Genomic DNA, 26,124 nt, shown 5'->3' on the forward strand with positions numbered 1-26,124 from the left:
CCCCTCAGGCCTGGGACAGACGCTGGGCGTCGTCCAGCGAGACGGGGGCGTCGGACAGCAGCAGGTCGATCGCCTCCTCCTCCCAGCGGCGGGCGGAGAGGCTGGGCGGCCCCTGCTCCTTCATCCGGTGCTCGATCACGAAGCGGGCCATCAGCAGGCGGCGGGCGTCGCCGCCGGCCTCGCCCAGCGCCTGGCCCTCGGCGGCCATCAGCGCGGCGGTCGTGGCGTGGTAGAGCCCGCCCGACGCCTCCCGGCAGAAGCGCTCGTGGGCGGGGTCCGAGGCGACCTCGTCGGCGAAGCGGATGGCGCGGTCCACGGCGCCGGCCAGGCGGGTGCGGAACTGGCCGGGCAGGCCCGCGGCCTCGATCCGCTCCGCGAGGTCCTCGGCCAGCGCCTCATGCGCCCGGGACTTGCCGACCGCCCGCTGGATCGCATCCAGCGAGTTGATCGAGGACGTCCCCTCCCACAGCAGCCCCAGGTGGGCGTCGCGCACCAGGCGGGAATTGGGCCAGTCCTCGATATAGCCGTTGCCGCCCCGCGCCTCGAGCGCGGCGGTCGCCACCGGCACGTTGTCCCGGCAGGCCCGGTATTTGACGACCGGCGTCAGGATCCTGAGCACCTTCTGCGCGCGGGGCGACTGGTCCCCCGACACCGCCGCCGCATAGAGCAGGGCCGACAGCGCCTGCTCCGTCGGGATCAGCATCTTCATCAGCTGGCGGCGCATCAGCGGATGCTCGATCACCCGCTTGCCGAAGGCGTCGCGGCCGTTGGCCACCGCCATCGCCTCGTTCCAGCAGCGCCGCATCATCCCTGCGGCCCGGGTCAGGTGCGAGATGCGCGACGAGTTCACCATCACCAGCATCTGCTTGAGACCCTGGTCCAGCTCGCCCAGATGATAGGCCACCGCCCCCTCGAACATGATCTCGCCCGAGGCCATGGACTTCGACCCCATCTTCTCCTTCAGCCGCACGATCCGGTAGGCGTTGCGGGTCCCGTCCGGCAGGGTCTTGGGCATCAGGAACAGCCCGAGCCCCTTCGAACCCTCAGGCCCTCCCTCGGGCCGCGCCAGCAGCACCGCCGCCTCGGCGTCGACGTTGGAGCAGAACCACTTCTCCCCCCACAGCCGCCAGTGATCGCCCTCCGGCACGGCCGTCAGATCCGAGCGGCCGATGTCCGAGCCGCCGGCCTTCTCGGTCATGAACTGCGCCACCCTGGTCAGGCGGGACATGTCCTGGGTCCACATGTCGGGCAGGAACCGCTCGCGCAGCGCGTCCGTCCCGAACAGGTCGACCAGATGCGAGGAACTGTCGGTCAGGTTCACCGGGCACAGCAGGCCGAACTCCGCCTGGCTGAACAGGTAGTGGAAGACGTACTTGGCGATCGGCGGCATCTTCCCGGGCCAGTCCAGCACGCCCGGACGGTTGGTCATCGCGTGCATGCCGAAGCGGCCGAAGGCGATGGCCTCCATCTCGCGATAGGCGGGGTGGAACTCCAGCCACTCCTCGTCGCGGCCGTAGCGGTCGCGGCGGTGCAGCACCGGCTCGTGCCGCTCGCAGGTGTCGGCGAGCTCGCCCAGCCGGCCGCCCGCCAGCGCCCCCAGCTCCGCCATGTGCGGCTCCAGATGCGCCAGCAGCGGCCCGTCCATGTAGAGCGGCAGCAGGCTGCGCAGGGACGGGTCGATCGTCCAGTAGTTCAGGCCGCGGGTGTCCGGCGCGATGCTGCGCGAGCGCTCGGCCGAGGCGGCGCGGGCGGTGCGCGCGCCCGGGTGGATCGGGGTCGGGGCGTTCATGGCGTGTCCTCCGCGGGGGCCGGGCGCGTCTGGGCGCGCCTTCGGGGTCGGGCGCCAGTCTCGGCTTGACGGGGGCGCAAGGGCAAGCGACTTCCTTGCAGCCCATCTTGAGCCTGGCTCAACCCCTGGAGACGCGCCCATGTCCGGCCGCCGGCTGCCGCCCCTCCCCGCCGTGCGCGCCTTCGAGGCCGCGGCCCGCCACCGCTCGATGACCCGCGCGGCCGACGAGCTGGGCGTGACGCCCGGCGCCGTCAGCCGCCAGGTGCGGGAGCTGGAGACGCGGATGGAGACGCCCCTTTTCGTGCGCCGCGCCACCGGCCTCGAGCCCACCGAGGCCGGCGCGGCGCTGGCCGCCGAGCTGGGCGGAGCGCTCGACCGCATCGCCGAGGCCGCCCGCGGCCTGCGCCTGCGCCGCCCCCGGAGACTGTCGATCGGCGTCTACGGCTTCTTCGCCTCCCGCTTCCTGATGCCCCGGTGGGAGGCGATGCGCGCCCTCTGGCCGGAGGTGACGCTGGACCTGCACACCTCCGCCAATCCGCTGGACCTCACGCCCGCCCGCTTCGACGCGGTCATCGCGGTCTCCGACGGCGCGCCCCGCTCGGGCCTCGCCACGCGCCGGCTGCTGCCCATCGCCACCCTGCCCGTCTGCGCGCCCGCGCTGCTGGCGGCCGGGCCGGTGGACTTCGCCTCGGCCCCGCTGCTGCACGCCCGCCCCCGTCCCGACGACTGGCGGCGCTGGCTCGACCATGCGGGCCTGCGCCATGTCCCCGCCGAGGCCGGCTCGACCTTCGAGAGCACGGGCCTCGCCATCGAGGCCGCCGCCCGCGGCCTCGGCGTCGCCATCGGGCTCGAGGCGCTGATCCGCCCCGAGATCGCCCGGGGCGCCCTCGCCGTCGCCCATCCCAGGACCCGGCCGACCAAGCGCTGGTTCGTCCTCCAGCACGCCCGCCGGGCCGAGAGCGACCCCGCCCTCGCCGCCTTCGCCGACTGGCTGGTCGCCGAGGCGGAGGCCGTGCCGGCGGCGTGACCGCCGAGGCGGTCTCCGCCTGCGGGCGAGCGACGGCATGGCGGCGGACGCCGAGGCCCGCAGCGGCGCGGGGCGGGGGACGCGGCCGGGGACGGGAGATCCCGGCGCCGGCCCGCAGCCGGGTCCCGATGGCGTCGCCCGGCGTCTGCGTCGCTTGAAGACGCCGACGCCGGCTGCTATCGCACGGCCTATCCGTTGGGGCGCCCTGCAAGGGCTGAGAGGCGCGAGCCGACCCATCGAACCTGATCCGGGCAATGCCGGCGGAGGGAACGGAGCATGACCTGGCGGCCCTCCCTGCGGCCGTGTCGTCCTCCTCCCCCCTGCGCCGGCGGGAGAAGCACGAGGCCGATGTCATCTGTTCCGAGCATCGCAGGCTCCGACTCCGAGCATCGCAGGCGGCGGCGCAGGCGCCCCGGCGGTTCCGGGGGCGGTCTCCGCGCCCGGAGAGAGCCGATGACGGTCGCCCTCCGCGTCCTCGCCCCGACGCCCGCCGCCGCGCAGGCGGCCCTCGTGGGCGATGGGGCGACGCCCTCCCCGCGCTTCGCCCCGCACCCACGGGCGCCCGACCCCCGGCGATGCGCCCGCCTCGCGGCCCTCGCGCAAGCGGCGGGGGCGATCGGGCGGCTGCGTCCGGCGCAGGACCTTGCGATCGACCTGGAGGCGACATGAGCTACGGCGAAATCTTCCCGATGTGGCGCGCGGCCGCCGGCGAGGTCTGGCCCCGCTACACGCGCCATCCCTTCGTCGAGGGGATGGGCGACGGCACGCTGCCGCGCGAGGCGTTCCTGCGGTATCTGGTGCAGGACTACCTGTTCCTCGTCCATTTCGCGCGAGCCTGGGCGCTGGCCGTCACCAAGACCGAGACGCTGGACGAAATGCGCGTCTGCGCGGCGACCGTCCATGCCCTTCTCGACGAGGAGATGCGGCTGCATGTCGAGACCTGCGCCGCCGAAGGCATCCCCGAGGATGCGCTGTTCGCAAGCCGCGAGGCGCCGCAGACCATCGCCTATACCCGCTACGTGCTCGACGCGGGCCACTCCGGCGACTTCCTCGACCTGCTGGCCGCGCTCGCGCCCTGCGTGCTGGGCTATGGCGAGATCGGCGCGCGGCTGGCGGCGGACGGGCGCGCGACGCCCTATGCCGACTGGATCGCCGCCTATGCCGGCGCGGAGTATCAGGGCGCCTGCCGGGCGGTCGGCGCCCTGATCGACACGGCGGTCGCCCGCCGCCTCGGCCCCTCGCCCGCGAGCAGCCCCCGCTGGCCCAACCTCTGCGCCCGCTTCGAGACGGCGACGCGGCTCGAGGTCGACTTCTGGGGCATGGGCCTCTGCGGGTAGGCGCGGCGAGCGCGCCCGGGCGACCCTTGACGCGCGGTCGCGGGGTCGATTGGCTCGGCCTTCGCGCCGCGGCTGGGTTCCCCGCGAAATCGCCGCCCCCTGCATCCAAGCGCGGTCGATGCCCCGTATCCCTCCAAAACGAGGCTTGCTAGAACGATTGCAGAACCGGTCCGGGCGACAGGCCGGGCCGGGGAGATGGGAGCTGCAATGGTCCGTGAGGACGACGATCTGGAAAGCCTGCTTCAACGCTGCGCGAGCGGCGACGAGCGGGCTCTGAAGGCGCTGTTCGACGCTGAAGCCTCGCGGATGAAAGGCATAGCGATGCGGGTGCTCCACCGGAGCGACATGGCGGAAGAGGCGGTGCAGGAGGCGTTCCTGCAGATCTGGCGCAATGCGGGCCGCTTCGACCCCGCGCTCGGCTCCGCCCGCGCCTGGATGTGCACCATCGTGCGCTTCCGGGCCATCGACCTGCTGCGCTCGCGCCCGCAGGAGGACGCGCTGGCGCCCGAGGATCTCGACCGTCTGCGCGAGGCCGCCGTCGATCACGCCTGGGAGACGCTCGACCGCGAGGGACGGCTGGCGGGATGCCTCCAGGCGATCGAGGCCGCGCCGCGCCGCTCCCTGCTGCTGTCCTATGTGGTCGGCCTGACCCAGGAGGAGATCGCCGGCAAGCTCGGCCGCCCGCTGGGCACGGTCAAGAGCTGGATGCGCCGGGCGCTGCTCTCGCTGCGGGAGTGCCTGGGATGAGCGAGACGCACGATCTCGCCGAAGCCTATGTGCTCGGCCAGCTGGAACCCGAGGCGCGCGCCGAGGTCGAGGCGCGCATCGCCGCGCCCGCCGATGCGGCGGACGCGGCGCTCGCGGCCGAGGTGCGCGCGCTCTCGGCCGACTGGCACGCGCTGGACCTGACCGCCGAGCCCGCGCCGATGGCGCCCGGCGCGTGGGAAAGCCTGCAGACCCGCCTGTCGGCGGAGCGGGGCCGGACGGCGCCGGCCGCCTCCGGGGCCGCGCCGCCGCCGTTGCGCGCCGGCGCCCGCACCGCCGCGCGCCCCGCCGCCGGGACGGGACGGGGCTGGAAGAGGCTGGCGGGCGCGGCCACCGCGGCCTGCATCGCGCTGGCCGCGGCGCTGACGCTGGAGCTGTTCACGCCGCAGCCGGCGGTGATGGCGATCCTGCTCGACGACGACGGCGGCTCGGTGGCGCTGATCGAGGCCTTCGACGACGACAGCCTGCGGGTCACGCCGCTGGAGGACTTCTCGCCCGAGGGCGCGCAGGTGCTGCAGATCTGGACCAAGCCGGATGCGGACGGGCCGCCCGTCTCGCTGGGCGTGTTGGGGCGGGCGATGCGCGCCAGGGTGACCGGGCCCGACCTGCCGCGCCCCGAGAGCGGACAGCTCTACGAGATCACCGTCGAGCCGCCGGGAGGCTCGCCCACCGGCCTTCCCACCGGCCCGATCGTGGGCAAGGGGCTGGCGCAGCGGCCTCTGTGAGCCGGCGGCGCCGGCGGCGATCCGACAGGTCAGGGGGCCCCGCGGGGCCCCCTTTCGTTTTTAGGAAACTTTTTTCGGATCGCTGCATCCAGACCCCTCCTGCCGCCCGTTCTCCTCACGACCCCTCCTGCCGCCCGGGTGCGCCGGCGGACGGGAGCGGGGGAAAACAGAGGAGGAGTTGCCTTGGGCATGCTCGGAAAACTCAATCGCCTGTTCCGCGGGCCTGACAGCGAATTCGAAATCGGCTTCTGGGCGAGCGCCACCGGCGAGCACGCCATGGCTCTGGGCAAGCGCGCGGACGCGTCGGGCGACGACGCCGTCGCCATCGGCAAGCGGGCGTCGGCCTCGGGCGAGGCCTCGGTCGCCATCGGCAAGAAGGCGGACGCCTCGGGCGCCGACGCGCTGGCGCTGGGCAAGAAGAGCATGGCCGCGGGCGACCAGTCCGTCGCCATGGGCATGAAGGCGAGCGCCGACGGCCAGGACGCGCTGGCGCTCGGCGCGAAGGCGGCGGCGATGGGGACCTCCTCGACCGCCGTCGGCGCCCTGAGCACGGCCAGCGGCACGGCGGCGACGGCCTTCGGCTGGCAGGCCTCGGCGGTCGGCGAGCGGGCGCATGCCATCGGCCACCTGGCCTCGGCCACCGGCGAGCGCAGCCTCGCCATCGGCGAGGCGGCGACCGCGGCCTCCGCCAATTCCACCGCCATCGGCAACCTGGCGATGGCCGACGGCGTCGACGCGCTGGCTATCGGCGACAGCGCCATGGCGACCGGGCCGTCCACCACCTCCATCGGCGGCGAGACCGTCACCGAGGGACCGGGCACGACCGCCGTCGGCTGGCAGGCCTCGGCCACCGCCGAGCGGGCGCAGGCCTTCGGGCACCTCGCCTCCGCCGACGGCGTGCGCTCCCTCGCGGTCGGCGAGGCGGCGACGGCGGCCTCGGACAACGCCACCGCCATCGGCAACCTGGCCATGGCCGACGGCGTCGATGCGCTGGCCATCGGCGACAGCGCCATGGCGACGGGGCCGTCCACCACCTCCATCGGCGGCGAGACCGTCACCTCCGGCCCGGGCACGACCGCCGTCGGCTGGCAGGCCTCGGCCACCGCCGAACGGGCGCAGGCCTTCGGGCACCTCGCCTCCGCCGACGGCGTGCGCTCCCTCGCGGTCGGCGAGGCGGCGACGGCGGCCTCGGACAACGCCACCGCCATCGGCAACCTGGCCATGGCCGACGGCGTCGATGCGCTGGCCATCGGCGACAGCGCCATGGCGACGGGGCCGTCCACCACCTCCATCGGCGGCGAGACCGTCACCTCCGGCCCGGGCACGACCGCCGTCGGCTGGCAGGCCTCGGCCACCGCCGAGCGGGCGCAGGCCTTCGGGCATCTCGCCTCCGCCGACGGCGTGCGCTCCCTCGCGGTCGGCGAGGCGGCCAACGCCCAGACCGACAACGCCACCGCCATCGGCAACATGGCCGTCGCCTCGGGCATCGACGCCATCGCGCTGGGCGACGCGGCCATGGCCACGGGTCCCTCGACCACCTCGGTCGGCGGAGAATCCATGACCTCCGGCCCGGGCGCCACCGCCATCGGCTGGCAGGCCTCGGCGGGCGCCGAGCGGGCGCAGGCCTTCGGCCATCTCGCCAACGCCGACGGGGTGCGCAGCCTCGCGGTGGGCGAGGACGCCAACGCGACCTCCGACAACGCCACCGCGATCGGCAACCAGGCCTCGGCCTCGGGGACCGACTCGCTCGCCATCGGCGACAACGCCATGGCGAACGGGACCTCGACCACCGCGGTCGGCGGCGAGAGCGTCGCCTCCAACACCGCCGCCACCGCCTTCGGCTGGCAGGCCGAGGCGACCGGCGAGCGGGCCCATGCGCTCGGCCATCTGGCCGAGGCGGGGGGCGACTTCTCGCTGGCCGTGGGCGAGGCCGCGAGCGCCAACTTCGCCAACTCCGCCGCCATCGGCTACGGCGCCGAGGCGACCGCGGCCAACGAGTTCGTGCTCGGCAACGCCGACAACACCTACACGCTGGCCGGCTTCTCGGACGACGTGGCGGACGGGACGATGGAGTACCTGATGGTCGACGGCGACGGCATGGTGTCGAGCACCTCCGTCGCGCCCCCCGCCATGCTGTCGGCGATGGAGGCCGACATGGAGGCGGCCTCCGCCGAACGCGTCGACCCGTCCGAGGCCGAGACCGTCGAGCCCTTCGTGGCGACGAGCCTGCCGGAGATGCCCGACATGGAGGACGACGTCTCCGCCATGGGCTGACCGCCAATGGCCGAGGCCCCGCGGCCCGAGCCGTCCCGAACCGAGCGCGCGGGGTCCCGCACCCAGCTCCGCGCGCTCGGGATCGGGACGGGCGGGCCGCGCCGGCCGGGCCGGTCGGGCGCCGGCCCGCGCCCCCAGGCCGCGGCGCGCCGGCGCGCCGCGGCCGCCCCCTCCCCCGTCCCGCCGCTCTCAGCCGAACCGGAGATCCAGATGCCCCGCAAACCGCTCGAACAGGACGCCGAGGCGCGCGAGCGCCTGCGCGCGGCGCTGGCCCCGCACCTGGCGCTGGCGATGGTGTTCAGCCTGGCGGTGAACACGCTGTTCCTGGCCTCGCCGCTCTACATGATGCAGCTCTACGGCCGGGTTCTGAATTCCCGCAGCCTCGAGACGCTGGCCTCGCTATCGGTCGTCTTGCTGCTGGCGCTGGCCGCCATGGGCGCCGCCGACGCCGCGCGCGGCCGGCTGCTGGCGCGCGCCGCCGCAAGGGCGGAGCGTCGGCTGGCCGAGGCCGCGCCGGAGGGCCGCCAGGCGGACCGGCTGCGCGATCTGGGCGCGCTGCGCGCCTTCCTGTCGGGCGCCGGCGCGACGACCCTGTGCGACGCGCCCTTCACGCTGCTGTTCCTGGGCCTGCTGTTCCTGCTGCACCCGGCGCTGGGGCTGGTGGCGACGCTGGGCGCCGCGGCGATCCTGGCCGCGGTCCTGGTCGGGCGCTGGCGCTCCCGCGCGCGGGAGCGGCGGATCGCGGCCGGCGAGGCCGAGCTGCGCGAACTGGGCGGCGTGCTGGACGCCGACCGCGGCGACCTCGCGGCCTTCGGCGCGCGCGCGGGCCTGTCCGGCCGGCTGACCGCGGGCGTGCTGGCGCTGGGCGGCCTGCGCCAGTCGGTGGACGAGGGCGCGGCCGCCGTCGGCGCCTTCACCCGCACCGTGCGCATGATCGCCCACAGCGCGGCGCTGGCCGCAGGCGCGGTGCTGACGCTGGAGGGCCAGCTCGCGCCCGCGGCGATGCTGGCGGCCGCGATCCTCGCCGGCCGCGCGCTGGGGCCGATGGAGTCGCTTCTGGGCGCCCTGCGCCAGGCCGCCGCCGCGCGCGAGGCGCTGGACCGCCTGACCCGCCGCCGCCCCGCGCCGACCGCCGCGGCCCCCCTGCGCCTGACCGGCGCGGGCGCCGCGGTCGAGGCGCGCCGCGCGACCGTGATGATCCCCGGCGACCGGCGTCCCGCCCTTCGCGGCGTGTCCGCCGGGATCGCCGCCGGCGAGGTCGTCGCGGTGGTCGGCGAAAGCGGGGCCGGCAAGTCCACCCTGGCCCGGGCGCTGGCCGGGGTCGTCCCGCTCGACGGCGGCCAGGCGCGGGTGGCGGGGGCCGAGCCCGCCGCCATGGACGCGCGCGACCGCGCCCGCCTGATCGGCTGGATGCCCCAGGACGTCGAGCTGCATTCCGGCACGGTGGCGGAGAACATCGCCGGCTTCCGCGAGGCCTCGGACGCCGAGATCGGGGCCGCGGTCGACGCCGCCGGCCTGCGCCAGGCGATCGAGCGTCTTCCCGGGGGCGTCGGCTTCCAGGTCGGCGCCGGCGGGCGCGACCTGACCCCGGGCCTGCGCCAGCGGGTGGCGCTGGCGAGGGCGCTGTTCGGCAAGCCCGCGCTGGTGGTGCTCGACCAGCCCACCTCCCAGGCGGACGCCGAGGGCGAGGTCGCCGCGCTGAACGCGATCCGCGGACTGAAGGCGGCCGGCGTCACCGTGATCGTGATCTCCCACAAGCCGGTGATGGCCGCGCTCGCCGACCGCATCCTGCTGATGCGCGACGGAATGATCGAGCAGTTCGAGCCGCGCGAGCGGGTGATCGGACTGATGCGCCGGACCATCGGGCCGGAGTCCCCGGCCGGAACCGCCCCCGCCGCGCCCCCCGTCGCGCCCCCCGTCCCCGCCCAGCCCCTGAAGGAGGCCGCCCGATGACCGCCGAACGCCCTGCGTCCTCTCCCGTCGCCGCCGACGGCGTCGGCAAGCCGCTGCTGCGCGCCGGCGTCGCGCTGGGTCTCGCCGCGGCCGGCTTCGGGGTCTGGCTGTGGACCGCGCCGCTGTCGGGCGCGGTGATCGCCGAGGGCCGCTTCAAGGTCGAGGGCGACGTGAAGGTCGTGCAGCATCTCGACGGCGGCATCGTCGCGCAGATCGCGGTGCGCGACGGCGACCGGGTCCGCGCCGGCGACACGCTGATCCGCCTCGATTCCTCCCAGGCCGAAGCCACGCTCGCCTCCCTCTCCGCCGAGCGGGACGCGTTGCTCGCCCGCCGCGCCCGGCTGGAGGCCGAGCGCGACGGCGCCCCCGCGCCCGACTTCGCCGCGGCCCGCGCCCAGGGCGCGCCCGAGCGCGGCGCCCTCGTCGCCGCCATCGCCAGCCAGCAGGCGCTGTTCCGCGCCCGCCGGGCGGAGATCGCCGCAGAGGACGAGGTGCTGGACGGCGCGCTGAGGCGCCTGTCCGCCCGCCTGCGGGCGCAGGAGGCCGAGCTGCGCTCGATCCGCACCCAGCGCCGCCTGTCGCAGGAGAACGTCGAGGCCGCGCGGGAGCTCGCCGACCGGGGCCGCCTCGCGCGGCCGCAGCTCAACGCCCGCGAACAGGAGCTGGCCGCCCTGTCGGGCCTGCGCGAGTCGCTCGAGGCCGCCGTCGCCGAGACCGAGGCCGCCGCCGGGGAAATCCGCCTCGACCATGCCCGCGCCCGCTCGAAACGGCTCTCGAGCGTCTCGACCGAGCTGTCGGAGGTGGTGGCGCGGCTGGCGGAGCTGGCGCCGTCGATCGCCGCCGAACAGGCCCGGATCGCCCGGGCCCGGGTGCCGGCGCCGGCCTCCGGCGTGGTGGTGGGGCTGCGCGCCTCCACCGTGGGCGGCGTGGTCGGCGCGGGCGAGCCGCTGATGGAGATCGTGCCCGAAGGCGGCGCCCTCGTGGTCGAGGCGCGCCTCGCCCCGGCCGAGCGGGAGCGGCTGCGCGCCGGGATGCCGGTGGAGCTGCGCCTGCCCGGCGTGCGCTCGCGCCAGCAGAGCGGCTTTCCCGGCGCCATCGTGCTGATCTCGGCCGAGCTGACCGAGGACCCCGAGCGGTCCGAGACCGGGGCGGACCCCAGCTACGCGATGCGCATCGCCTTTCCCGTCGCGCCCGAGGGCGTGGCCCTGGAGCCCGGAATGCCCGTCACCGCCGTCGTGCCGACGCAGGCGCGCACGGCCGTCGACTACCTCGTCGCACCCTTCGCCGACGCGTTGTCGCGGTCCCTGCGGGAGCTTTGAGCCGATGTCCGCTCCTCCCCCCTCCCGCCGCGAGATCGCGCTGGATCTGTTCCGCGACCATCACGACCTGACCCGCCTGTCCCGCGCGATGGCCCTGTCCCGCGCCGAGCGCGAGACCGCCGCGCGCAGGGCGGGGCCCCCTGCCGCGCCCGCGGACCGAGCGGAGGACGAGGGCTCCGGCGACCCGCGCTGACAGGGGCCGACGGCCGCCGCATGCGCTCCGCGCCGCGGGAGGAGGGCCGGCTCGACGGGGTCGTTGCGGCGGCGAGCGGCCAAACGTGGCGACGGAAGCCGTCGCTCGCCCGGGCGCATCCGCGGCGGCGGCGAGGCGGAGGAGCGGCTCCGCGAGCCCCTGCCCCGCGTGGCCCTCATCGAGCGCCGCGGCGCAGCACGGTCCATGCCCGGCGGAGACCCCGCGCAGGCCGATCCTTCGCTTCGCGAGCCGGATCTCAGGACCGGCGAGCGTCCGCTGCGCGCGCCGCCTGGTCCGAGGTCGCGCCGACGCCCAGCCCGGACGGACTGCAGCCCATCCGGACGGAGCCGGACGTCGGCGTCCATCCACGACGCGGCATCGCGACGACGACGGAGACGCGCCGGGGCGGCGGATCTGATTTGATGAGGGTGGTGCCGGTGAAGGGACTCGAACCCCCGACCCCATCATTACGAATGACGTGCTCTACCAGCTGAGCTACACCGGCGACCGGCGGCCGATCTAGCCGAGGCGCCGGGGCTTGGCAAGCCTTGCGAGGGCCCCCCGGACGCAACGTCGCCCCGAATTCGCGCGGCCGCGCCGACGAGGGCCGCAGACGGCGGCCGGGAGCGGTTTCGCGACGCAAGGCAGGCGCGCGATGCGGGATGGAGCTGGCGCGCCCTCCCCCGGGATCTTGTGGGCGAAGCGGGAAGCGGCCGGGTCCTCCGCGGCGAAGGGCCGATGCGGACAGCGCGAAGCCCCGCGGCCGGGCCGCGGGGCTTCGTCGGGACCGGAACCCGGGGGTCCGGTCAGGCGGCGGAGGCGCCTTTCTCGGGCGGGGCCGGCTCGGCCTGGGCCTCGACGGCATCCTCTGCGGCGTCGGGGATATCCTCCCGCGCGGCGGCCTGGCCCTCGAGGCTGGCGAGGATCACCGGCAGCAGGGCCTGCTGGGCGGCAGAGGATTCGCCCGCGCCCGAGGGCTGTTTCCAGGACAGGGAATCGACCGCCCGGCACTCTTCGCAGACCGGCGTCCAGGCCTCGTGCACATGGCCGCAGGCGTCGCAGGTCCAGGCCTCGCCGCGCGGCGCCGAGAGCGCCTTGGCGAGCCAGGCGCGCACCACGTGGTCGTCGGCGCCCGAGCCCCGCTCGACCGCGGCCATGATCGCGAGGGAGCGGGTGGTGGGCCGGGTGGTCGGCAGGTCGCCCAGCGCCCGGCGGGCGCCGGGGAAGTCCTCGGCCGCGAGCGCGAGCTCGGCCTCGAGCATCCTGGCTTCGGGGTGGTCGGGCGTCTCGGCGGTCAGGCCCTTGAAGCGGCGGCGGCGGGCCTCGGGCGTCTCGTCGGGGACGAGGGCGGCGAAGGCGCCGGCGATCTCGGGATGCGGGGAGAGCTTCCAGGCCTGGCGCAGCACCTTCTCGGCCTTGCCGGTCTGCTTCTGGGCGGCGAGCGCGCGGGCGGCGGCCACCGCGGCGGGGGCGAGCGCGGGCGAGCGGCGGTTGGCCTCCAGCGCCGCGTCCTGGGCGCGGGCGTGGTCGCCCGCAGCCTCGGCCACGCGCGCCTCGGCGAGCGCCAGCACGGCGTCGCGGCGGGCGCCGACCTCGCGCGGGAGGGCGCCGGCGCGGACCTCGGCGGCCAGCGTGCGGCGCGCGGCGCCCCAGTCCTCGGCCCCGGTCTGCAGGTCGAAGAGGCGGGTCATCACGCCGGCGTCGCGGGGACGGAGCGCAAAGGCGCGCTCGGCCAGCTTCTGGGCCTTGGCGGTCTCGCCCCGCTCCATCGCCTGGTCGAGCAGGCCGCGCACGCCGATCGCCTGGGTGCGCTTGGTGCGGGCGAGCGCCTTGAAATAGACCTCGGCGCGATCCTCCTGCCCGGCCGCGCGGGCGGCCTGGGCGGCGAGCAGCTCGGCCAGCTCCGGGCGGTCGAGCAGCTTGCCCGCGCGCTCGGCCTTGGCGAGCGCCCGGCGCGGATCGCCCTCGGCCATGGCGATCATGCCGCCCTCGAGCGCCTCGAGCCCGCGCCGCGTGCGCGAGCGGCCGAAGAAGCGGCTGACGGCGGTCTCGTCGCCCGACAGGAACCGCGCGCAGGCCAGCAGCAGCCCGATCAGCTTCCACAGCAGCCACAGCGCCAGGACCGCGCCCAGGAACACGCCCACGAAGGTGAGCGGGTCGAAGAAATAGGCGCGCCCGTCCCAGACGATCTCGATGCCGCCGGGGGTGTCCAGAAGCACCCCGATCCCGTAGGCGATGGCCGCGGCGAGCGCCACGAACAGGCCCGTGCGCACCAGAAGCCAGATCATCCCCTGCATCCTTCTCTCTTGCATCCGGCCCGGCCGGACGTGTCCGCGGCGCGCCGCCCCGGTCCCGCGCGCGACTGCGCGTCGGGCCCGGGGCGGCGCGGCTTCGTCAGTTTCCGCCCAGCAGCTCGGCGCGCCAGGCCTGCGCGGCGGTCATGGCCGCGAGGCGGGCGCGCGCCCGCTCGGTCCAGGGGGCCATGGCCTCGCCGGCGGCGGGGGGCAGCCCCTCCAGCGCCTCCAGCGCGGCGGCGAGCTCGCCCTCGCGCAGGGCGGCGGCGGCGGCGCCGAGCTGGGCGTCGAGCCCCTCGCCCTCGACCCGGTCCACCGGCACGCCCTGGAGGCGGGCGCGCAGGGCGGCCAGCGTCTGGGCGGCGACGGACTCGCCCGCCTCCTCGGTGGCCTGGGCCTCCATCGCGTCATGGGCGGCGGCGGTGAAGCTCTCGCGCAGGTCGGCGAGGCGGGCGACGCCCGCGTCGGCGGGGCCCGCGAGCGCCTCGGGCGCCGGGCCGAAGTCGGCGAGCGCGTTCAGCGGGCCGGCGTAGGGCCGCCCCTCGTCCAGCGACAGGGTCAGCTCGGCGAAGGCCGCGTTGACCTGGGCGCGGCGCTCGGCGTCGGCGGCCTGGGTCCGGGCCTCCTGCGCCGCGCTCTCGGCGGCGGAGGCGCGCTCGTCGAAGCGGGCCTCCGCCTCGTCGAGGCGGGCGGCGAGCGCGTCGACGCGGCCCGAGATCGAGCCCATCTCGGCGCGCAGCGCCTCGGTGGCGGCGGCGAAGCCCGAGAGGCGCTCGGCCGCCTCGGGCGGCAGGTTCCCCGCCTCCTCGCCCAGGTTCGAGAGGCTTCCCGAGAGCGAATCGAGCTGCGCGCGCAGGTTCGACTGGGCCGCGGCCAGGTCCTCGACCTGCTGGGAGAGGCCGGAGCCGTCGCCGGGCGCGGCGCCCAGCGCCTCGAGCCGGCTCTCCAGCTCGGCCACGCGGGTCTCGAGCGCCGAGAGGCCCTCGGCGCCGGCGGCGGCGCCGGCCTCGGCGAGGCGGGCCTCGAGGGCGGCGAAGCGGGTGGCGTTGGCCTCCTCGATCTCGGCGCGCATCGCGGTCAGCTCGGCCTCGGTGATCACGCCGGGGGCCTGCACGGCCTCGGCGATGGGGGCGGGCAGCCAGGGGGCCACGCGGGGCAGCGCCCACAGCGCGATGGCCGCGCCCAGCAGCAGGATCACCAGCGCCTGCAGGGCGCGGGCGGCGAGGCTCGTGCGGGCGTGCTCGTCATGCTCGTCGTGGAACGGGTCGTCCTCGACCGGCGCGGCGCGCTCCTCGCGCGACGCCTCGCGGTCGTCGTAGTCGAGGCCGGCGGCGAGCTCGTCGGGGCGCCCCTCGGGCCAGGTCGAGCCGTCGCCGTGGGGGAAGTCCTCGTCCGGGCGCTCGGCCTGGGGGCGCTCGGCGTCCTGGGCCTCGCGCAGCTCGGTCGAGGCGATGGGGTCGAGGCCGGCCTCGGCGGCGTCGGGATGGACGGTCTCGTCGCCGGGGATCGTGTCGGGGTCGACGCCCGGGCGGGCGGCGGCCAGCTCCGCCTCTTCGGCGGTCATCTCCTCGGGCCGGGGATCGACCGAGGGCTCGTCGGCGGTCGCGGCGTCCTCGATCTCGTCCGGGCGCGGGGGCGCGTCGGCGGGATCGACGGACGGGGTCTCCGTTTCCGTCGCCTCCGTCGCGCCGTCGGGGGTCTTCCCCTTGGCGGGCGTCTGATCGGGGTCCGTCTTGTCGCTCATCTCGCCGTCCTGATCTCCCTCGAAGGGGCCGGGGCCCCCTTGGGACGTTATGGGATGCGCCTGCCGCAGAACAACACCGGCAGGTGCGGCGAACCGCGCGAACGGCCCCCGCGCGGGGTCCGGCGCAGTCGGTGTCTCAGGCCTCGTCGGCCTCGGCCGCGGCCGCTTCCGCGGCCTTGCGGGTGCGGCGGCGGGCGGCCCTGGCGACCGCGTCCATCGCCGCGCGCATGCCCTTGCGGGTCGGCGCCTGCGCGATCTCGACCCGCGCGAAGCCGAGGCCTGCCAGCGGCCGGGCGGCCGCGGGGCTGATCGCGACCGCGACCGTGCGGCCCAGATCGTGCCGCGGCGCCAGCAGACGCGCAAGGATGGCGGCCGATCGCGGCGAGAATACGGGGACCAGCCTCGCCTCGCCCGCGGCGAGGGCGGCGTCCGCCTCGGGGGGCAGCGCCTGCGCCGCGGGCATGGCGTAGACCACCACCTGGCGGGCGCGCAGCCCGGCGGCGGCGAGCGCCTCGTAGAGGTCGTCGGCGCCGTGGCGGCCGCGCAGGTGCAGGATCTCGGCCCCCGCGGGCGCCTCGGCGGCGATCAGGGCGGCGAGCGCGGCGGCGTCGGCGTCGGCCGCGCGCACGTCGCGGAAACCGGCCTCGCGCGCGGCCTCGGCCGTGGCCTCGCCGACGCAGAAGCAGGGCAGCGCGCGCAGCGCCTCCCCGCCCGGCTCGGTGACCAGCGGGGCGGCGCGGGCGGCGGCGGCGGAGGTCAGCGCCATGCCCCAGGCGCCGGCGGGGTCGGCGGTCGCCTCAAGCGCCTCGAAGCGCATCAGCGGCGCGGGCAGCGTGCGCCAGCCCTCGCCCTCCAGCCAGCGGGCCAGCGCCGCGCCCGAGGGCTCGGGCCGGGTGACCAGCGCCAGCGGCGGCGGCGCGGGATCGGCGGCGGGGGCCTCGGCCTCGCTCATGCGAAGAAGTCGGGGCCGCCGAGGCCGCGCAGTTCCGCCGCGGCGTCCGCGCCCATGGCGGCGGCGTCGGAGACGGGGCCCTCGCGTTCGGTGGCGTGGCGCACGGAGCCGTCGGGGCGGATGATCTCGCCGCGCAGGCGCAGGCGCCCGCCCGCCAGCAGCTCGGCCAGCCCCCCGATGGGCGTGCGGCAGGAGCCGTCGAGCCCGGCGAGGAAGGCGCGCTCCGCCGTCAGCCGCAGGTGGGTGTCGGCGTGGTCGAGCGGGGCCAGAAGCGCCGAGACGGCGGCGTCGCCCTCGCGTTGCTCGATGCCGATGGCGCCCTGGGCCACGGCGGGCAGCATGGTCTCGGGCGCGATGGCGCGCTCGGCGAGGTCGTCCATCCCCAGCCGCCGCAGGCCGGCGCAGGCGAGGAAGGTGGCCGCGGCCACCCCGTCGCCGAGCTTGCGCAGCCGGGTCTGCACGTTGCCGCGGAACTCCACCACCTGCAGGTCCGGGCGGCGGTGCAGGGCCTGGGCGCGCCGGCGCAGCGACGAGGAGCCGAGCACCGCGCCCTTCGGCAGATCCTCGAGCCCCTGGAACTCGAGCGAGATGAAGGCGTCGCGCACGTCCTCGCGCGGGAGGTAGCAGGTCAGGGCCAGGCCCTGCGGCTGTTCGACCGGCATGTCCTTCATGGAATGGACGGCGAGGTCGATGGCGCCGGAGGTCAGCGCCTCCTCGATCTCCTTGGTGAACAGGCCCTTGCCGCCGATCTCGGAGAGCGCGCGGTCCTGCACCCGGTCGCCGGTGGTCTTGATCGCCACGATCTCGAAGGCCGCCTGCGGCAGGCCGTGGGCGGCCATCAGGCGGTCGCGCGTCTCCTCGGCCTGGGCGACGGCGAGGGGCGAGCCTCGGGTGCCGAGGCGGAGCGGGCGGTCGGGGCTGAAGGTCGGCTCGGTCATGCTTCGGACTTAACGCCCGGCGCGGGCGGTGTCACGAGACTCCATCGCCGACATCAGCGCGTGGAAGCGCTCGAGGAACCGCTCGCGCGCCTCGCGCGGGGACAGCGGGGTCAGGCGGAAGCCCTCGGCGTCGGGGAACTTGGGCCGCCCGAAGAAGCGATCGGCCTCCTGGGCGGAGAAGCCGGCGAGCTGCGTCGCCTCGAACCAGGCGCAGGCGCGGTCGGCGCGCTTGATCTGGGCCTTCACGCCCCTGGGCGTCTCGGAGGGCAGGCCGAAGCGGACGTGCACGGCCCGCTCCAGCCGCGCCTCGAAGGCCTTGTAGTCGATGCCCAGCGCCGCCTTGAACGGGCTGATCATGTCGCCGATGACGTATTCGGGCGCGTCGTGCAGCAGGGCCAGCAGCCGGTCGCGGGGTTTCGGCGCGGCGGTCAGGCGGGAGAAGATCTCCTCGACCAGCAGCGAGTGCTCGGCGACCGAGAACGCCCAGTCCCCCAGCGTCTGCCCGTTCCAGCGGGCGACGAAGGCGAGGCCATGGGCGATGTCCTCGATCTCCACGTCCATGGGCGAGGGATCGAGCAGGTCGAGCCGGCGGCCCGACAGCATGCGTTGCCAGGCGCGGGGCGGCGTGCCGGACATGGGTCCTCCGAAGCGGCGGCGAGAGGGCGTCGGGGCGGAGGCTTAGAGCGCCCGGGCCCGCCCGTCGAGGGGGTCGCCGCGGCAGGTCCGCGCCACCGGGCCGGGCCGCCCCCTCCGCCGCCGCCGGCTGCGCGGGGCCGGGGCGGCGCGCCGGGACCGGCGGGGAGGCCGCGCGGACGGGGACGCGGCGGGGCGCTTCGGGGCCGCGTCGCGGCCGCGCCGCACACGCCGCGTCTCAACCGGATGTTCACGCCTGCCGGGCATCTCCGGCGCCGCTGCGTCGACAATACGCCGAGCCATTTCGTTGCGATGCAGCGTCGGCGCTGGTAACGATCCCCACAGCACACGCACACCTCCCGGCGCAGCGCCCCCTCCGGCCGCGCCGATCCTCGCGCAGGAGACACGCATGACCGACTATATCGTCAAGGACATCAGCCTGGCCGAGTTCGGCCGCATCGAGCTCGACATCGCCGAGACCGAGATGCCCGGCCTGATGGCCCTGCGCGAGGAGTTCGGGGAGCAGAAGCCCCTGAAGGGCGCGCGCATCGCGGGCTCGCTGCACATGACCATCCAGACGGCGGTGCTGATCGAGACGCTGGCCGCGCTGGGCGCGGACATCCGCTGGGCCTCGTGCAACATCTTCTCGACCCAGGACCATGCCGCGGCCGCCATCGCCAAGGCCGGCATCCCCGTCTTCGCCATCAAGGGCGAGACGCTGGAGGAATACTGGGACTACGCCGACAAGATCTTCCAGTTCCCCGAGGGGGGCTGCAACATGATCCTCGACGACGGCGGCGACGCGACGCTCTACATCCTGCTCGGCGCCCGCGTCGAGGAAGGCGAGACCGGCCTGATCGAGACCCCCCAGTCGGAGGAGGAGGAGGCCCTCTTCGCGCAGATCAGGAAGCGCATGAAGGAGAGCCCCGGCTGGTTCGTCAAACAGCGCCACATGATCAAGGGCGTGTCGGAGGAGACCACCACCGGCGTGCATCGCCTCTACCAGCTGATGGAGAAGGGCCGCCTGCCCTTCCCGGCGATCAACGTCAACGACTCGGTCACCAAGTCCAAGTTCGACAACAAGTACGGCTGCAAGGAGTCGCTGGTCGACGGCATCCGCCGCGCCACCGACGTGATGATGGCCGGCAAGGTCGCGGTGGTGTGCGGCTACGGCGACGTGGGCAAGGGCTCGGCGGCCTCGCTCGCCGGCGCCGGCGCGCGCGTGATGGTCACCGAGATCGACCCGATCTGCGCCCTGCAGGCCGCCATGGACGGCTTCGAGGTGGTGCAGCTCGAGGACGTCGTCTCGCGCGCGGACATCTTCATCACCACCACCGGCAACAAGGACGTCATCCGTCTCGAGCACATGCGCGAGATGAAGGACATGGCGATCGTGGGCAACATCGGCCACTTCGACAACGAGATCCAGGTCGCGGCTCTCAAGAACATGAAGTGGACCAACGTGAAGCCGCAGGTGGACATGATCGAGATGCCCAAGGGCAACCGCATGATCCTGCTGTCGGAGGGCCGGCTGCTGAACCTGGGCAACGCCACCGGCCACCCCAGCTTCGTGATGTCGGCGTCCTTCACCAACCAGACGCTGGCCCAGATCGAGCTGTGGACCAAGGGCGACCAGTACGAGAACAAGGTCTACGTGCTGCCCAAGCACCTCGACGAGAAGGTGGCCAAGCTGCATCTCGACAAGCTGGGCGTGAAGCTGACCCAGCTCTCGACCGCGCAGGCCGACTACATCGGCGTGACCACCGAGGGCCCGTTCAAGCCCGAGCACTACCGCTACTGAGCGCGGGACGCAGCCGCCGGGATCCGCCCGATCCCGGCGCCCCCCTGCCCTCGGGATCGGGCGGCCCCCTTTCGCGAAGCCGCGCCCTCGGACCCCGGGGGCGCGGCTTTCGCGTCTCGGGGGCCGTCTGACGTTTTCGTGATCGGTGCATCCGCGGGCGTCGCCGCCCGCGTTCTCCCCCTTGAAAGCCCGGCGATCCGCCGGGCTCCGAAGGGAGATGAGCATGTTCCGCACCTACGTTCCCGCCGCCGCGCTGGCCGCGACCCTGATCGCCGCCCCGGCGTTCGCCGACACCCCGATGATCGAGGCGATGGACCAGAGCGTCGCCAACGGCGTGGTCTCGGCCGCGATGGTCAGCGCGCCGGAGAACGGCTGGCTGGTCGTCCACCGCACCGACGCCGACATGAAGCCCGGCCCCGTGGTCGCCCACGCGCCCCTGCGCGCCGGCGAGACCGCCGACGTGGCCGCCCTGCTGACCGAGCCGGTGGCGCCGGGCGAGATGCTGATGCTGATGGTTCACTCGGAGGCCGGCGGCATGACGACCGGCCAGTTCGAATACACGCTCGGCGCCGCCGAGGACGGCCCGATCAAGCCCGACGGCAAGCTGGTGATGACGGTCATCACCGCCCAGTGAGGCTCGCGGCCGGGGCCGCAGGGCCCCTCGGCCGACGCGCCCGCGAGATCCCGGCCGGTCCCCCCGTCGGCCGGGGTCTCGCCTCGACGCCCCGCAGGCGCCGCCGCCGCGGGGCGCCCCGCCCCTCCCCTCCCGGCCGAGACGGCGGCGCGCCCCGCTTGCCGGATCTCGACCGGCCGGCAGGTCTTGCGCCCGCCCGCTCCCCCCGCCACTCTCCGCCCCGCCAGGGCCGCAGAGCCCGCGAGGAGGAGCCCCCCATGCCCGAGCGTCTGAGCGACTTCGTCACCTACGAGCTCATCGACGGCGTCGCCGTGATCCGCACCGACAACCCGCCCGTCAACGCGCTGGGCAATGACGTGCGCGCCGGCCTCTTCGCGGGCATGGAGCGGTTCGACGCCGACCCGCAGGCCAAGATCGCCCTGATCCACTGCGAGGGCCGCACCTTCCACGCCGGCGCCGACATCACCGAGTTCGGCACGAAGCGGAAGGACCCCCAGATCTCCGCGCTCTGCGACCGCATCGAGGCCGCCGGAAAACCCGTCGTCGCCACCCTGCACGGCACGGCGCTCGGCGGCGGGCTCGAGGTCGCCATCGCCGCCCACTGGCGCATCGCGCAGGCGGGCTCGAAGGTGGGCCTGCCCGAGGTCCACCTGGGCGTGATCCCCGCCGCCGGCGGCACCCAGCGCGCGCCGCGCCTGATGGGCGCAGCGCAGGCGCTGGAGGCGATCACGTCGGGGCGCCACATCCCCGTCGAAGAGGCCCGCGACCTGGGCCTCGTCGACGAGATCGACGCCAGCGGAGACCCGCTCGCCGCCGGCCTCGCCTACGCCCGCCGCCTCGTCGCCGAGGGCAAGGGCGTGCGCCGCTCGGGCGAGATGACGGTCCCCGACGCCACGCCGGAGCTTTTCGCGCAATGGCGCGAGCGGGCGGTGAAGCAGGGCCGCGGCCTGCATGCCGTCCTCTACTGCGTCGAGGCGGTCGAGGCCTGCACCCTGCCCATCGCCGAGGGCCTGAAGCGAGAGACCGAGGTCTCCGACAAGTCCCACGCCGACCCGCAGCGCGACGCCATGGTCCACGCCTTCTTCGGCGAGCGGGCGGTGGCGAAGATCCCCGAGGCGAAGGCCGCGCCCCGCCCCCTGGCCGCGATCGGCGTGGTCGGCGGCGGCACCATGGGCGCGGGCATCGCCGCGGCCGCCCTGCAGTCGGGTCTCAGCGTCGTGATGGTCGAGCGCGACGCCGAGGCGCTGGCCCGCGGCGAGGCCAACCTGCGGCGCAACTTCGCCTCCTCGGTCGCCAAGGGGCGGATGAGCCAGGGCGATCTCGACGCCCTGCTCGAGAGCCGCTGGACCGGCGCCGCGGACTACGGGGCGCTCAAGGACGCCGACCTGGTGATCGAGGCGGTGTTCGAGACCATGGCCGTCAAGAAGGAGGTCTTCGCGAAGCTCGACGCGGTGATGCGCGAGGGGGCGGTGCTGGCCACCAACACCTCCTATCTCGACGTGAACGAGATCGCCGCCGTCACGCGGCGCCCGCAGGACGTGCTGGGCCTGCATTTCTTCTCCCCCGCCCACATCATGCGGCTGCTGGAGGTGGTGGTTGGCGACAAGACCGCCCCCGAGGTCGTCGCCACCGGCTTCGCGCTGGCGAAACGCATGGGCAAGATCGCCGTGCGCGCGGGCGTCTGCGACGGGTTCATCGGCAACCGGATCCTGGGCGCCTACCTCAAGGCCGCGGACATGATGGTCGAGGACGGGGCCTCCCCCTACGAGATCGACGCGGCGGTGCGGTCCTTCGGCTACCCGATGGGGCCGTTCGAGATGGGGGATCTCGCGGGGCTCGACATCGGCTGGCTCGACCGGCGCGGCAAGGACGCGGCGCGCGACCCGGCCGAGCGCTACGCCGAGGGCTTCCTCGACCGGATGTACGAGAACGGCTGGCTGGGTCAGAAGACCGGCATGGGCTTCTACGACTATTCGGGCGGCGGCCGCTCGGGCCCCCCGAACCCCGGCGTCCTGCCGATGATCGAGGCGGAGCGGCGCCGCCTGGGCATCAACGCCCGCGCCTTCCCGCCCGAGGAGATCCTGCGCCGCTACATCGCCGCCATGGTCAACGAGGCGGCGAAGGTCGTCGAGGAGGGCATCGCCCTGCGCCCGCTCGACGTCGACATGACCGCCATCGCCGGCTACGGCCACCCCCGCTGGCGGGGCGGGCCGATGCACCACGCCGACGCCGTGGGGCTGGCCAGGATCCTCGCGGACCTGCGGGACCTCGCGCAGGAGGACCCGGGCTTCTGGGCCCCCGCCCCGCTGCTGGAGCGGCTGGTGGCGGAGGGGCGCCGCTTCGCCGACCTGAACGCCCCCGCCGCCGGCTGACCGTCGGCCCCCGCGCCGCCTGCGCCCTCGGCCTCGGCGAGGGGGCGGGCGGACGCGGTCCTCAGATCAGGACCATGTCGGGGGCGAGGTCGTCGGGGTCGAGGTCGAGGAGGACCAGCCGCAGCCCCTCGGCCTTCAGCACCGCCCCGGCGTCGCGCGCCTTCAGGTCGGCCTGCACCTCGGCGACCCCGGCGTAGCCGAAGCCGCGCAGGTCGAGGCGGTCGTCGGGGCCGAGGTCCGCCACCGCCGCGCGCCCGTCGCCGGGGCGCAGGACGAAGACGTCGGCGCCCTCGCCCCCCGTCAGCCGGTCCCGGCCCGGGCCGGCGATCAGCCGGTCGTCGCCCTCGCCGCCGAACAGGCGGTCGTTCCCCCCGCCGCCCAGCAGCCGGTCCTCGCCCCCGCCCCCGAACAGGCGGTCGGCGCCGGCCTTGCCCTTCAGGACGTTGTCGGCCGCGTTCCCGATCAGCCGGTCGTCGCCGCGCGCGCCGGAGGCGGCCTCGACGGTCACGCCATGGGCGAGGGTGAAGCCGCCGTGGACGCCCTCGGCGCGGCTCACCCGGCCGGCGCCCCCGTCCTCGAGCTCCAGCGTGGCCGGGCGCAGGTCGATGACCGCGTCGCGGCGGCCGCGGTGGAAGATCAGGTCCTCGCCGCCCGCGTCCCAGATCGCGCGGTAGCCGGTCCCGGCCTCGTTCGCGGCGGGCAGGCGGTAGCGGTCGTCGCCGGCCCCCGTCTCGGGGTTCACGCCGTATTTCGCCTGGATCACCGCGATGTCGAGCGCGGAGGGGCCGAGGTTCCAGCCCCACTTGTGGCTTTCGGGCAGGCCCTCGGGCGCCTCGGGCCAGCCGTCGTTGTAGGTCATCACCGTCCACACGCCCTGGTCGAGGCCCAGCCCCTCGCCGACCTGGGGCATCGCGGTCGAGCCGCCGGTCGCCTCGTGGGGATGGGCGAGGCCGAGGCCGTGGCCGAACTCGTGCAGGAAGATCGTGAACATGTAGCTGCCGGGCGAGAGCAGGCCCCCTCGCCCCCCGCTCCAGTAGGGGCCGGAGTTGAACCAGCCCAGGCCCTGCGCCTCGCCATAGGCGGGGTCCGGCCCGGTCATGAAGCCCAGCGAGGCGCCGCCCGCGTCGGACTTCACCAGCTTGAAGTCGGCCTCGGCGGGGTCGGAGACCTGCGCGAAGCTCAGGCCCGAGACCGCGGCCCAGGCGTCGAGCGCCGCCATCGCCTGCGCGCGGGCGTAGCGGGACCAGCCCCCCTCCTCGGTCGCGAAGTCGATCCGCTCGCCGTCCGTCGCGAAATAGACGGTCACGTGGGGATCGGCGAGGGCGACGCCCTCGTCGATGGAGGCCAGAAGGGGGTTCGCAGTCGCCATGGAGCGCCTCGGCAGCCGGATCGCGCCCGGCGGCCGGCGCGGCGGGGCGCGGCCCGCGGGACGCGCGGGAAAGGGGGGGAGGCTGGCGGCGGAGGCTGGCGTGGGGCGCACGAAGCCGCAGCGGCGTCGCGATGTCAACGCCCTGCCCGCTTGCGGCCCCGCGGGGGCGGCGCGAAGATGCGCCCCATGACAGGGGACCTGCTTCAGGCGCTCGGCGGGCTGGGCCTGTTCCTGCTCGGGATGAGCTGGATGACCGAGAGCCTGCGCGCGCTCTCGGGGCCGGCGCTGCGCGGGGCGCTGGCGCGGTTCACGCGCACCCCGCTGGGGGGCGCGGCGACGGGGGCGGCGGCGACCGCCGTGCTGCAGTCCTCCTCGGCCGTGACCGTGACCGCGGTGGGGTTCGTGGGGGCGGGGCTGCTGACCTTCCCGCAGGCGCTGGGGGTGATCTTCGGGGCCAACGTCGGCACCACCGCCACCGGCTGGATCGTGGCGTTGCTGGGCTTCAAGATGCAGCTCGGCGCGGCCGCCCTGCCGCTGGTGCTGGCCGGCGCGCTGCTGCGCCTCTACGGCGGCGCGCGGGCGGCGCAGGCGGGCTCGGTCGCGGCGGGGTTCGCGCTGCTGTTCATCGGCATCGACGCGATGCAGGCGGGGATGGCGGGGCTGGAGCCGCTGCTCTCGCCCGCGGACCTGCCGGGCGACGACCTGGCGGGACGGCTGAAGCTGGTGGCCTTCGGCGTCGCGCTGACCGTGGTCACGCAGAGCTCCAGCGCCGGCGTCGCCACCGCGCTGGCGGCGCTGGGGGCGGGGGCGATCAGCCTCGAGCAGGCGGCGGCGATGGTGATCGGGATGGACGTGGGCACCACCGCCACCGCGGCGCTCGCCACGCTGGGGCGCGACGTGGCGAGCCGGCGCACCGGCCTGTCGCATGTCGTCTTCAACCTCGCGACCGGGGCGATGGCCTTCGCGCTGCTGGACCTCTTCGCGCGGGCGGCGGCGCCGATGGCGGCGGCGGGCGAGGCGCAGGTGGCCCTCGTCGCCTTCCACACCGGCTTCAACGTGCTGGGCGTGGCGCTGGTGCTGCCCGTGGCCGGCCCTTTCGCGCGGCTGGTGGAATGGTTGATCCCCGACCGCGGCCCCCGCCTGACGCGGCGCCTGTCGCCGGCGCTGCTGGCCGAGCCGGCGCTGGCCATGGACGCCGCCGCCGGCACGCTGGAGGCGGTCGCGCAGGCCCAGTCCCTGTGGCTCGCCCACCGGCTCGACCCCCAGCCCGGCCCCCGCCCCCCGGCGGAGGCGGCGGCCCTCGGCGAGGCGATCGCCGAGCTGCGCGGCTTCGTGGACGGGATCGTCCCGGGCGCGGCCTCGGCCTCGGCCTCGGTCGCGCCCCGGCTCGCGGCGGCGCTGCACGCGCTCGACCATCTGGGGCGTCTGCACTACCGCTGCGCCCAGCTCGAGGGGCGCGAAGGCGCGCAGGCCGGGGCGCTGTCGGGGGACGCGCGGCTGCGCACGCTCGCCCGCGCGCTGGCCGCGGCGGCGCGCGAGCAGGCGGCGGGCGCGGGCGCCCCGGCGGGCGCCGCCCGCCTGCTGGCCCTGATCCACCGCCGGCAGGAGGGGTTCCGCACCCGCGCCCTGACGCTCGCGGCCGAGGGGCGGGTGGCGGACGCGGCGGCGCTCGCGCAGCTCGACGCGCTGCGCTGGCTGCGGCGCACGGTCTACCACCTGCATCGCATCGAGCATCACCTGGGCGCGATGCGCGCAGGCGCCGCGCCCGCCTCGGCCGGGCGCGAGGCCGCGCGCGACGTGCTGGAGGACTGAGGCGACCCCGCGCGCCCCGCCGCGGCGATTTCCCCCCGGCGTTCCGGGGCCGGGCGCCGTCGACCGGAAACGCCGCGAAAGCAGGCCGGATTCGGTCTTGCCCGAGGCGCTCGCATCGGTCACGCTGGTCTCACGCCCGGCCCGATCGGGCGCGGCTTGCATCCTGATGGAGAGCCCTTGGCGCAGACCGTCC

Annotated in this window: 19 protein-coding genes, 1 tRNA gene and 1 riboswitch; of the genes, 12 read left to right on the forward strand and 8 right to left on the reverse strand. The window is 75.6% G+C overall.

The window, feature by feature from the left end; genetic code table 11:
• Nucleotides 1-4: 4 nt before the first annotated feature.
• Nucleotides 5-1,789: an acyl-CoA dehydrogenase family protein gene (locus BM064_RS21740; RefSeq protein WP_092863887.1), complete on the reverse strand. Its 1,785-nt coding sequence runs from the start codon at nucleotides 1,787-1,789 to the stop codon at nucleotides 5-7.
• A gap of 139 nt (nucleotides 1,790-1,928) precedes the next feature.
• Here BM064_RS21740 and BM064_RS21745 point away from each other — a divergent pair, with 139 nt between their 5' ends.
• The 8 genes from BM064_RS21745 (at nucleotide 1,929) to BM064_RS21785 (ending at nucleotide 11,382) form a co-directional block, all read left to right on the forward strand.
• The gene (locus BM064_RS21745; RefSeq protein ID WP_177236365.1) at nucleotides 1,929-2,816 is read left to right on the forward strand and encodes a LysR substrate-binding domain-containing protein; all 888 of its coding nucleotides are present in this window, start codon (nucleotides 1,929-1,931) and stop codon (nucleotides 2,814-2,816) included.
• Between the two features lie 186 nt (nucleotides 2,817-3,002).
• Nucleotides 3,003-3,102, forward strand: a riboswitch (TPP riboswitch).
• Between the two features lie 379 nt (nucleotides 3,103-3,481).
• Nucleotides 3,482-4,153 carry a TenA family protein gene (locus BM064_RS21755; RefSeq protein WP_092863896.1) on the forward strand — a complete coding sequence of 224 codons (672 nt, stop codon included), beginning with the start codon at nucleotides 3,482-3,484 and terminating at the stop codon, nucleotides 4,151-4,153.
• A 207-nt stretch (nucleotides 4,154-4,360) separates the two neighbouring features.
• On the forward strand, nucleotides 4,361-4,900 hold the full coding sequence (locus BM064_RS21760; RefSeq protein ID WP_092863899.1) for a sigma-70 family RNA polymerase sigma factor: 540 nt from the start codon (nucleotides 4,361-4,363) through the stop codon (nucleotides 4,898-4,900).
• A complete protein-coding gene (locus BM064_RS21765) occupies nucleotides 4,897-5,643 on the forward strand; it encodes an anti-sigma factor (protein ID WP_092863902.1) in 747 nt (248 codons plus the stop codon). The genes BM064_RS21760 and BM064_RS21765 overlap by 4 nt, the downstream gene beginning before the upstream one ends.
• A gap of 189 nt (nucleotides 5,644-5,832) precedes the next feature.
• Nucleotides 5,833-7,917: a hypothetical protein gene (locus tag BM064_RS21770; protein WP_092863905.1), complete on the forward strand. Its 2,085-nt coding sequence runs from the start codon at nucleotides 5,833-5,835 to the stop codon at nucleotides 7,915-7,917.
• Nucleotides 7,918-8,127: 210 nt separating this feature from the next.
• On the forward strand, nucleotides 8,128-9,870 hold the full coding sequence (locus BM064_RS21775; RefSeq protein ID WP_143103419.1) for an ATP-binding cassette domain-containing protein: 1,743 nt from the start codon (nucleotides 8,128-8,130) through the stop codon (nucleotides 9,868-9,870).
• Nucleotides 9,867-11,189, forward strand: coding sequence for an HlyD family type I secretion periplasmic adaptor subunit (locus tag BM064_RS21780; RefSeq protein WP_092863911.1), 1,323 nt, complete (start codon nucleotides 9,867-9,869; stop codon nucleotides 11,187-11,189). The genes BM064_RS21775 and BM064_RS21780 overlap by 4 nt, the downstream gene beginning before the upstream one ends.
• Nucleotides 11,190-11,193: 4 nt before the next feature.
• Nucleotides 11,194-11,382, forward strand: coding sequence for a hypothetical protein (locus BM064_RS21785; RefSeq protein ID WP_092863914.1), 189 nt, complete (start codon nucleotides 11,194-11,196; stop codon nucleotides 11,380-11,382).
• A gap of 429 nt (nucleotides 11,383-11,811) precedes the next feature.
• On the opposite strand, the gene BM064_RS21790 is transcribed toward BM064_RS21785, so the two are convergent.
• The 6 genes from BM064_RS21790 to BM064_RS21815 all read right to left on the reverse strand — a co-directional run bounded on the left by BM064_RS21790 (nucleotide 11,812) and on the right by BM064_RS21815 (nucleotide 17,946).
• Nucleotides 11,812-11,887: transfer RNA gene (locus tag BM064_RS21790), tRNA-Thr, on the reverse strand.
• Nucleotides 11,888-12,188: 301 nt separating this feature from the next.
• On the reverse strand, nucleotides 12,189-13,670 hold the full coding sequence (locus tag BM064_RS21795; protein WP_092864290.1) for a heme biosynthesis protein HemY: 1,482 nt from the start codon (nucleotides 13,668-13,670) through the stop codon (nucleotides 12,189-12,191).
• A 106-nt stretch (nucleotides 13,671-13,776) separates the two neighbouring features.
• A complete protein-coding gene (locus BM064_RS21800; protein ID WP_092863917.1) occupies nucleotides 13,777-15,420 on the reverse strand; it encodes a COG4223 family protein in 1,644 nt (547 codons plus the stop codon).
• A 136-nt stretch (nucleotides 15,421-15,556) separates the two neighbouring features.
• Nucleotides 15,557-16,372 (reverse strand): uroporphyrinogen-III synthase, encoded by an 816-nt coding sequence (locus tag BM064_RS21805; RefSeq protein ID WP_092863920.1) that lies wholly within the window; start codon nucleotides 16,370-16,372, stop codon nucleotides 15,557-15,559.
• Nucleotides 16,369-17,310, reverse strand: a complete 942-nt coding sequence (gene hemC / locus BM064_RS21810; protein WP_092863923.1) for a hydroxymethylbilane synthase — start codon at nucleotides 17,308-17,310, stop codon at nucleotides 16,369-16,371. The genes BM064_RS21805 and hemC overlap by 4 nt, the downstream gene beginning before the upstream one ends.
• A 9-nt stretch (nucleotides 17,311-17,319) precedes the next feature.
• The gene (locus BM064_RS21815) at nucleotides 17,320-17,946 is read right to left on the reverse strand and encodes an HD domain-containing protein (RefSeq protein ID WP_092863926.1); all 627 of its coding nucleotides are present in this window, start codon (nucleotides 17,944-17,946) and stop codon (nucleotides 17,320-17,322) included.
• A 406-nt stretch (nucleotides 17,947-18,352) separates the two neighbouring features.
• Between BM064_RS21815 and ahcY the strand changes: the two genes are divergently transcribed.
• The 3 genes from ahcY (at nucleotide 18,353) to BM064_RS21830 (ending at nucleotide 22,750) form a co-directional block, all read left to right on the forward strand.
• Nucleotides 18,353-19,744, forward strand: coding sequence for an adenosylhomocysteinase (gene ahcY / locus BM064_RS21820; RefSeq protein WP_092863929.1), 1,392 nt, complete (start codon nucleotides 18,353-18,355; stop codon nucleotides 19,742-19,744).
• Between the two features lie 217 nt (nucleotides 19,745-19,961).
• Nucleotides 19,962-20,378: a DUF7282 domain-containing protein gene (locus BM064_RS21825; protein WP_425426188.1), complete on the forward strand. Its 417-nt coding sequence runs from the start codon at nucleotides 19,962-19,964 to the stop codon at nucleotides 20,376-20,378.
• 257 nt (nucleotides 20,379-20,635) lie between these two features.
• A complete protein-coding gene (locus tag BM064_RS21830; RefSeq protein ID WP_092863935.1) occupies nucleotides 20,636-22,750 on the forward strand; it encodes a 3-hydroxyacyl-CoA dehydrogenase NAD-binding domain-containing protein in 2,115 nt (704 codons plus the stop codon).
• A 61-nt stretch (nucleotides 22,751-22,811) separates the two neighbouring features.
• Here the strand turns inward: BM064_RS21830 and BM064_RS28170 are convergent, their stop codons facing one another.
• Complete coding sequence (locus tag BM064_RS28170; RefSeq protein WP_092863938.1) at nucleotides 22,812-24,119, reverse strand: M10 family metallopeptidase; 1,308 nt, start codon at nucleotides 24,117-24,119, stop codon at nucleotides 22,812-22,814.
• A 186-nt stretch (nucleotides 24,120-24,305) separates the two neighbouring features.
• Here BM064_RS28170 and BM064_RS21840 point away from each other — a divergent pair, with 186 nt between their 5' ends.
• Nucleotides 24,306-25,931: a Na/Pi cotransporter family protein gene (locus BM064_RS21840; RefSeq protein WP_245779245.1), complete on the forward strand. Its 1,626-nt coding sequence runs from the start codon at nucleotides 24,306-24,308 to the stop codon at nucleotides 25,929-25,931.
• Nucleotides 25,932-26,124: the final 193 nt, after the last annotated feature.

The organism is Albimonas pacifica, assembly GCF_900113695.1.
GTDB lineage: Bacteria > Pseudomonadota > Alphaproteobacteria > Rhodobacterales > Rhodobacteraceae > Albimonas > Albimonas pacifica.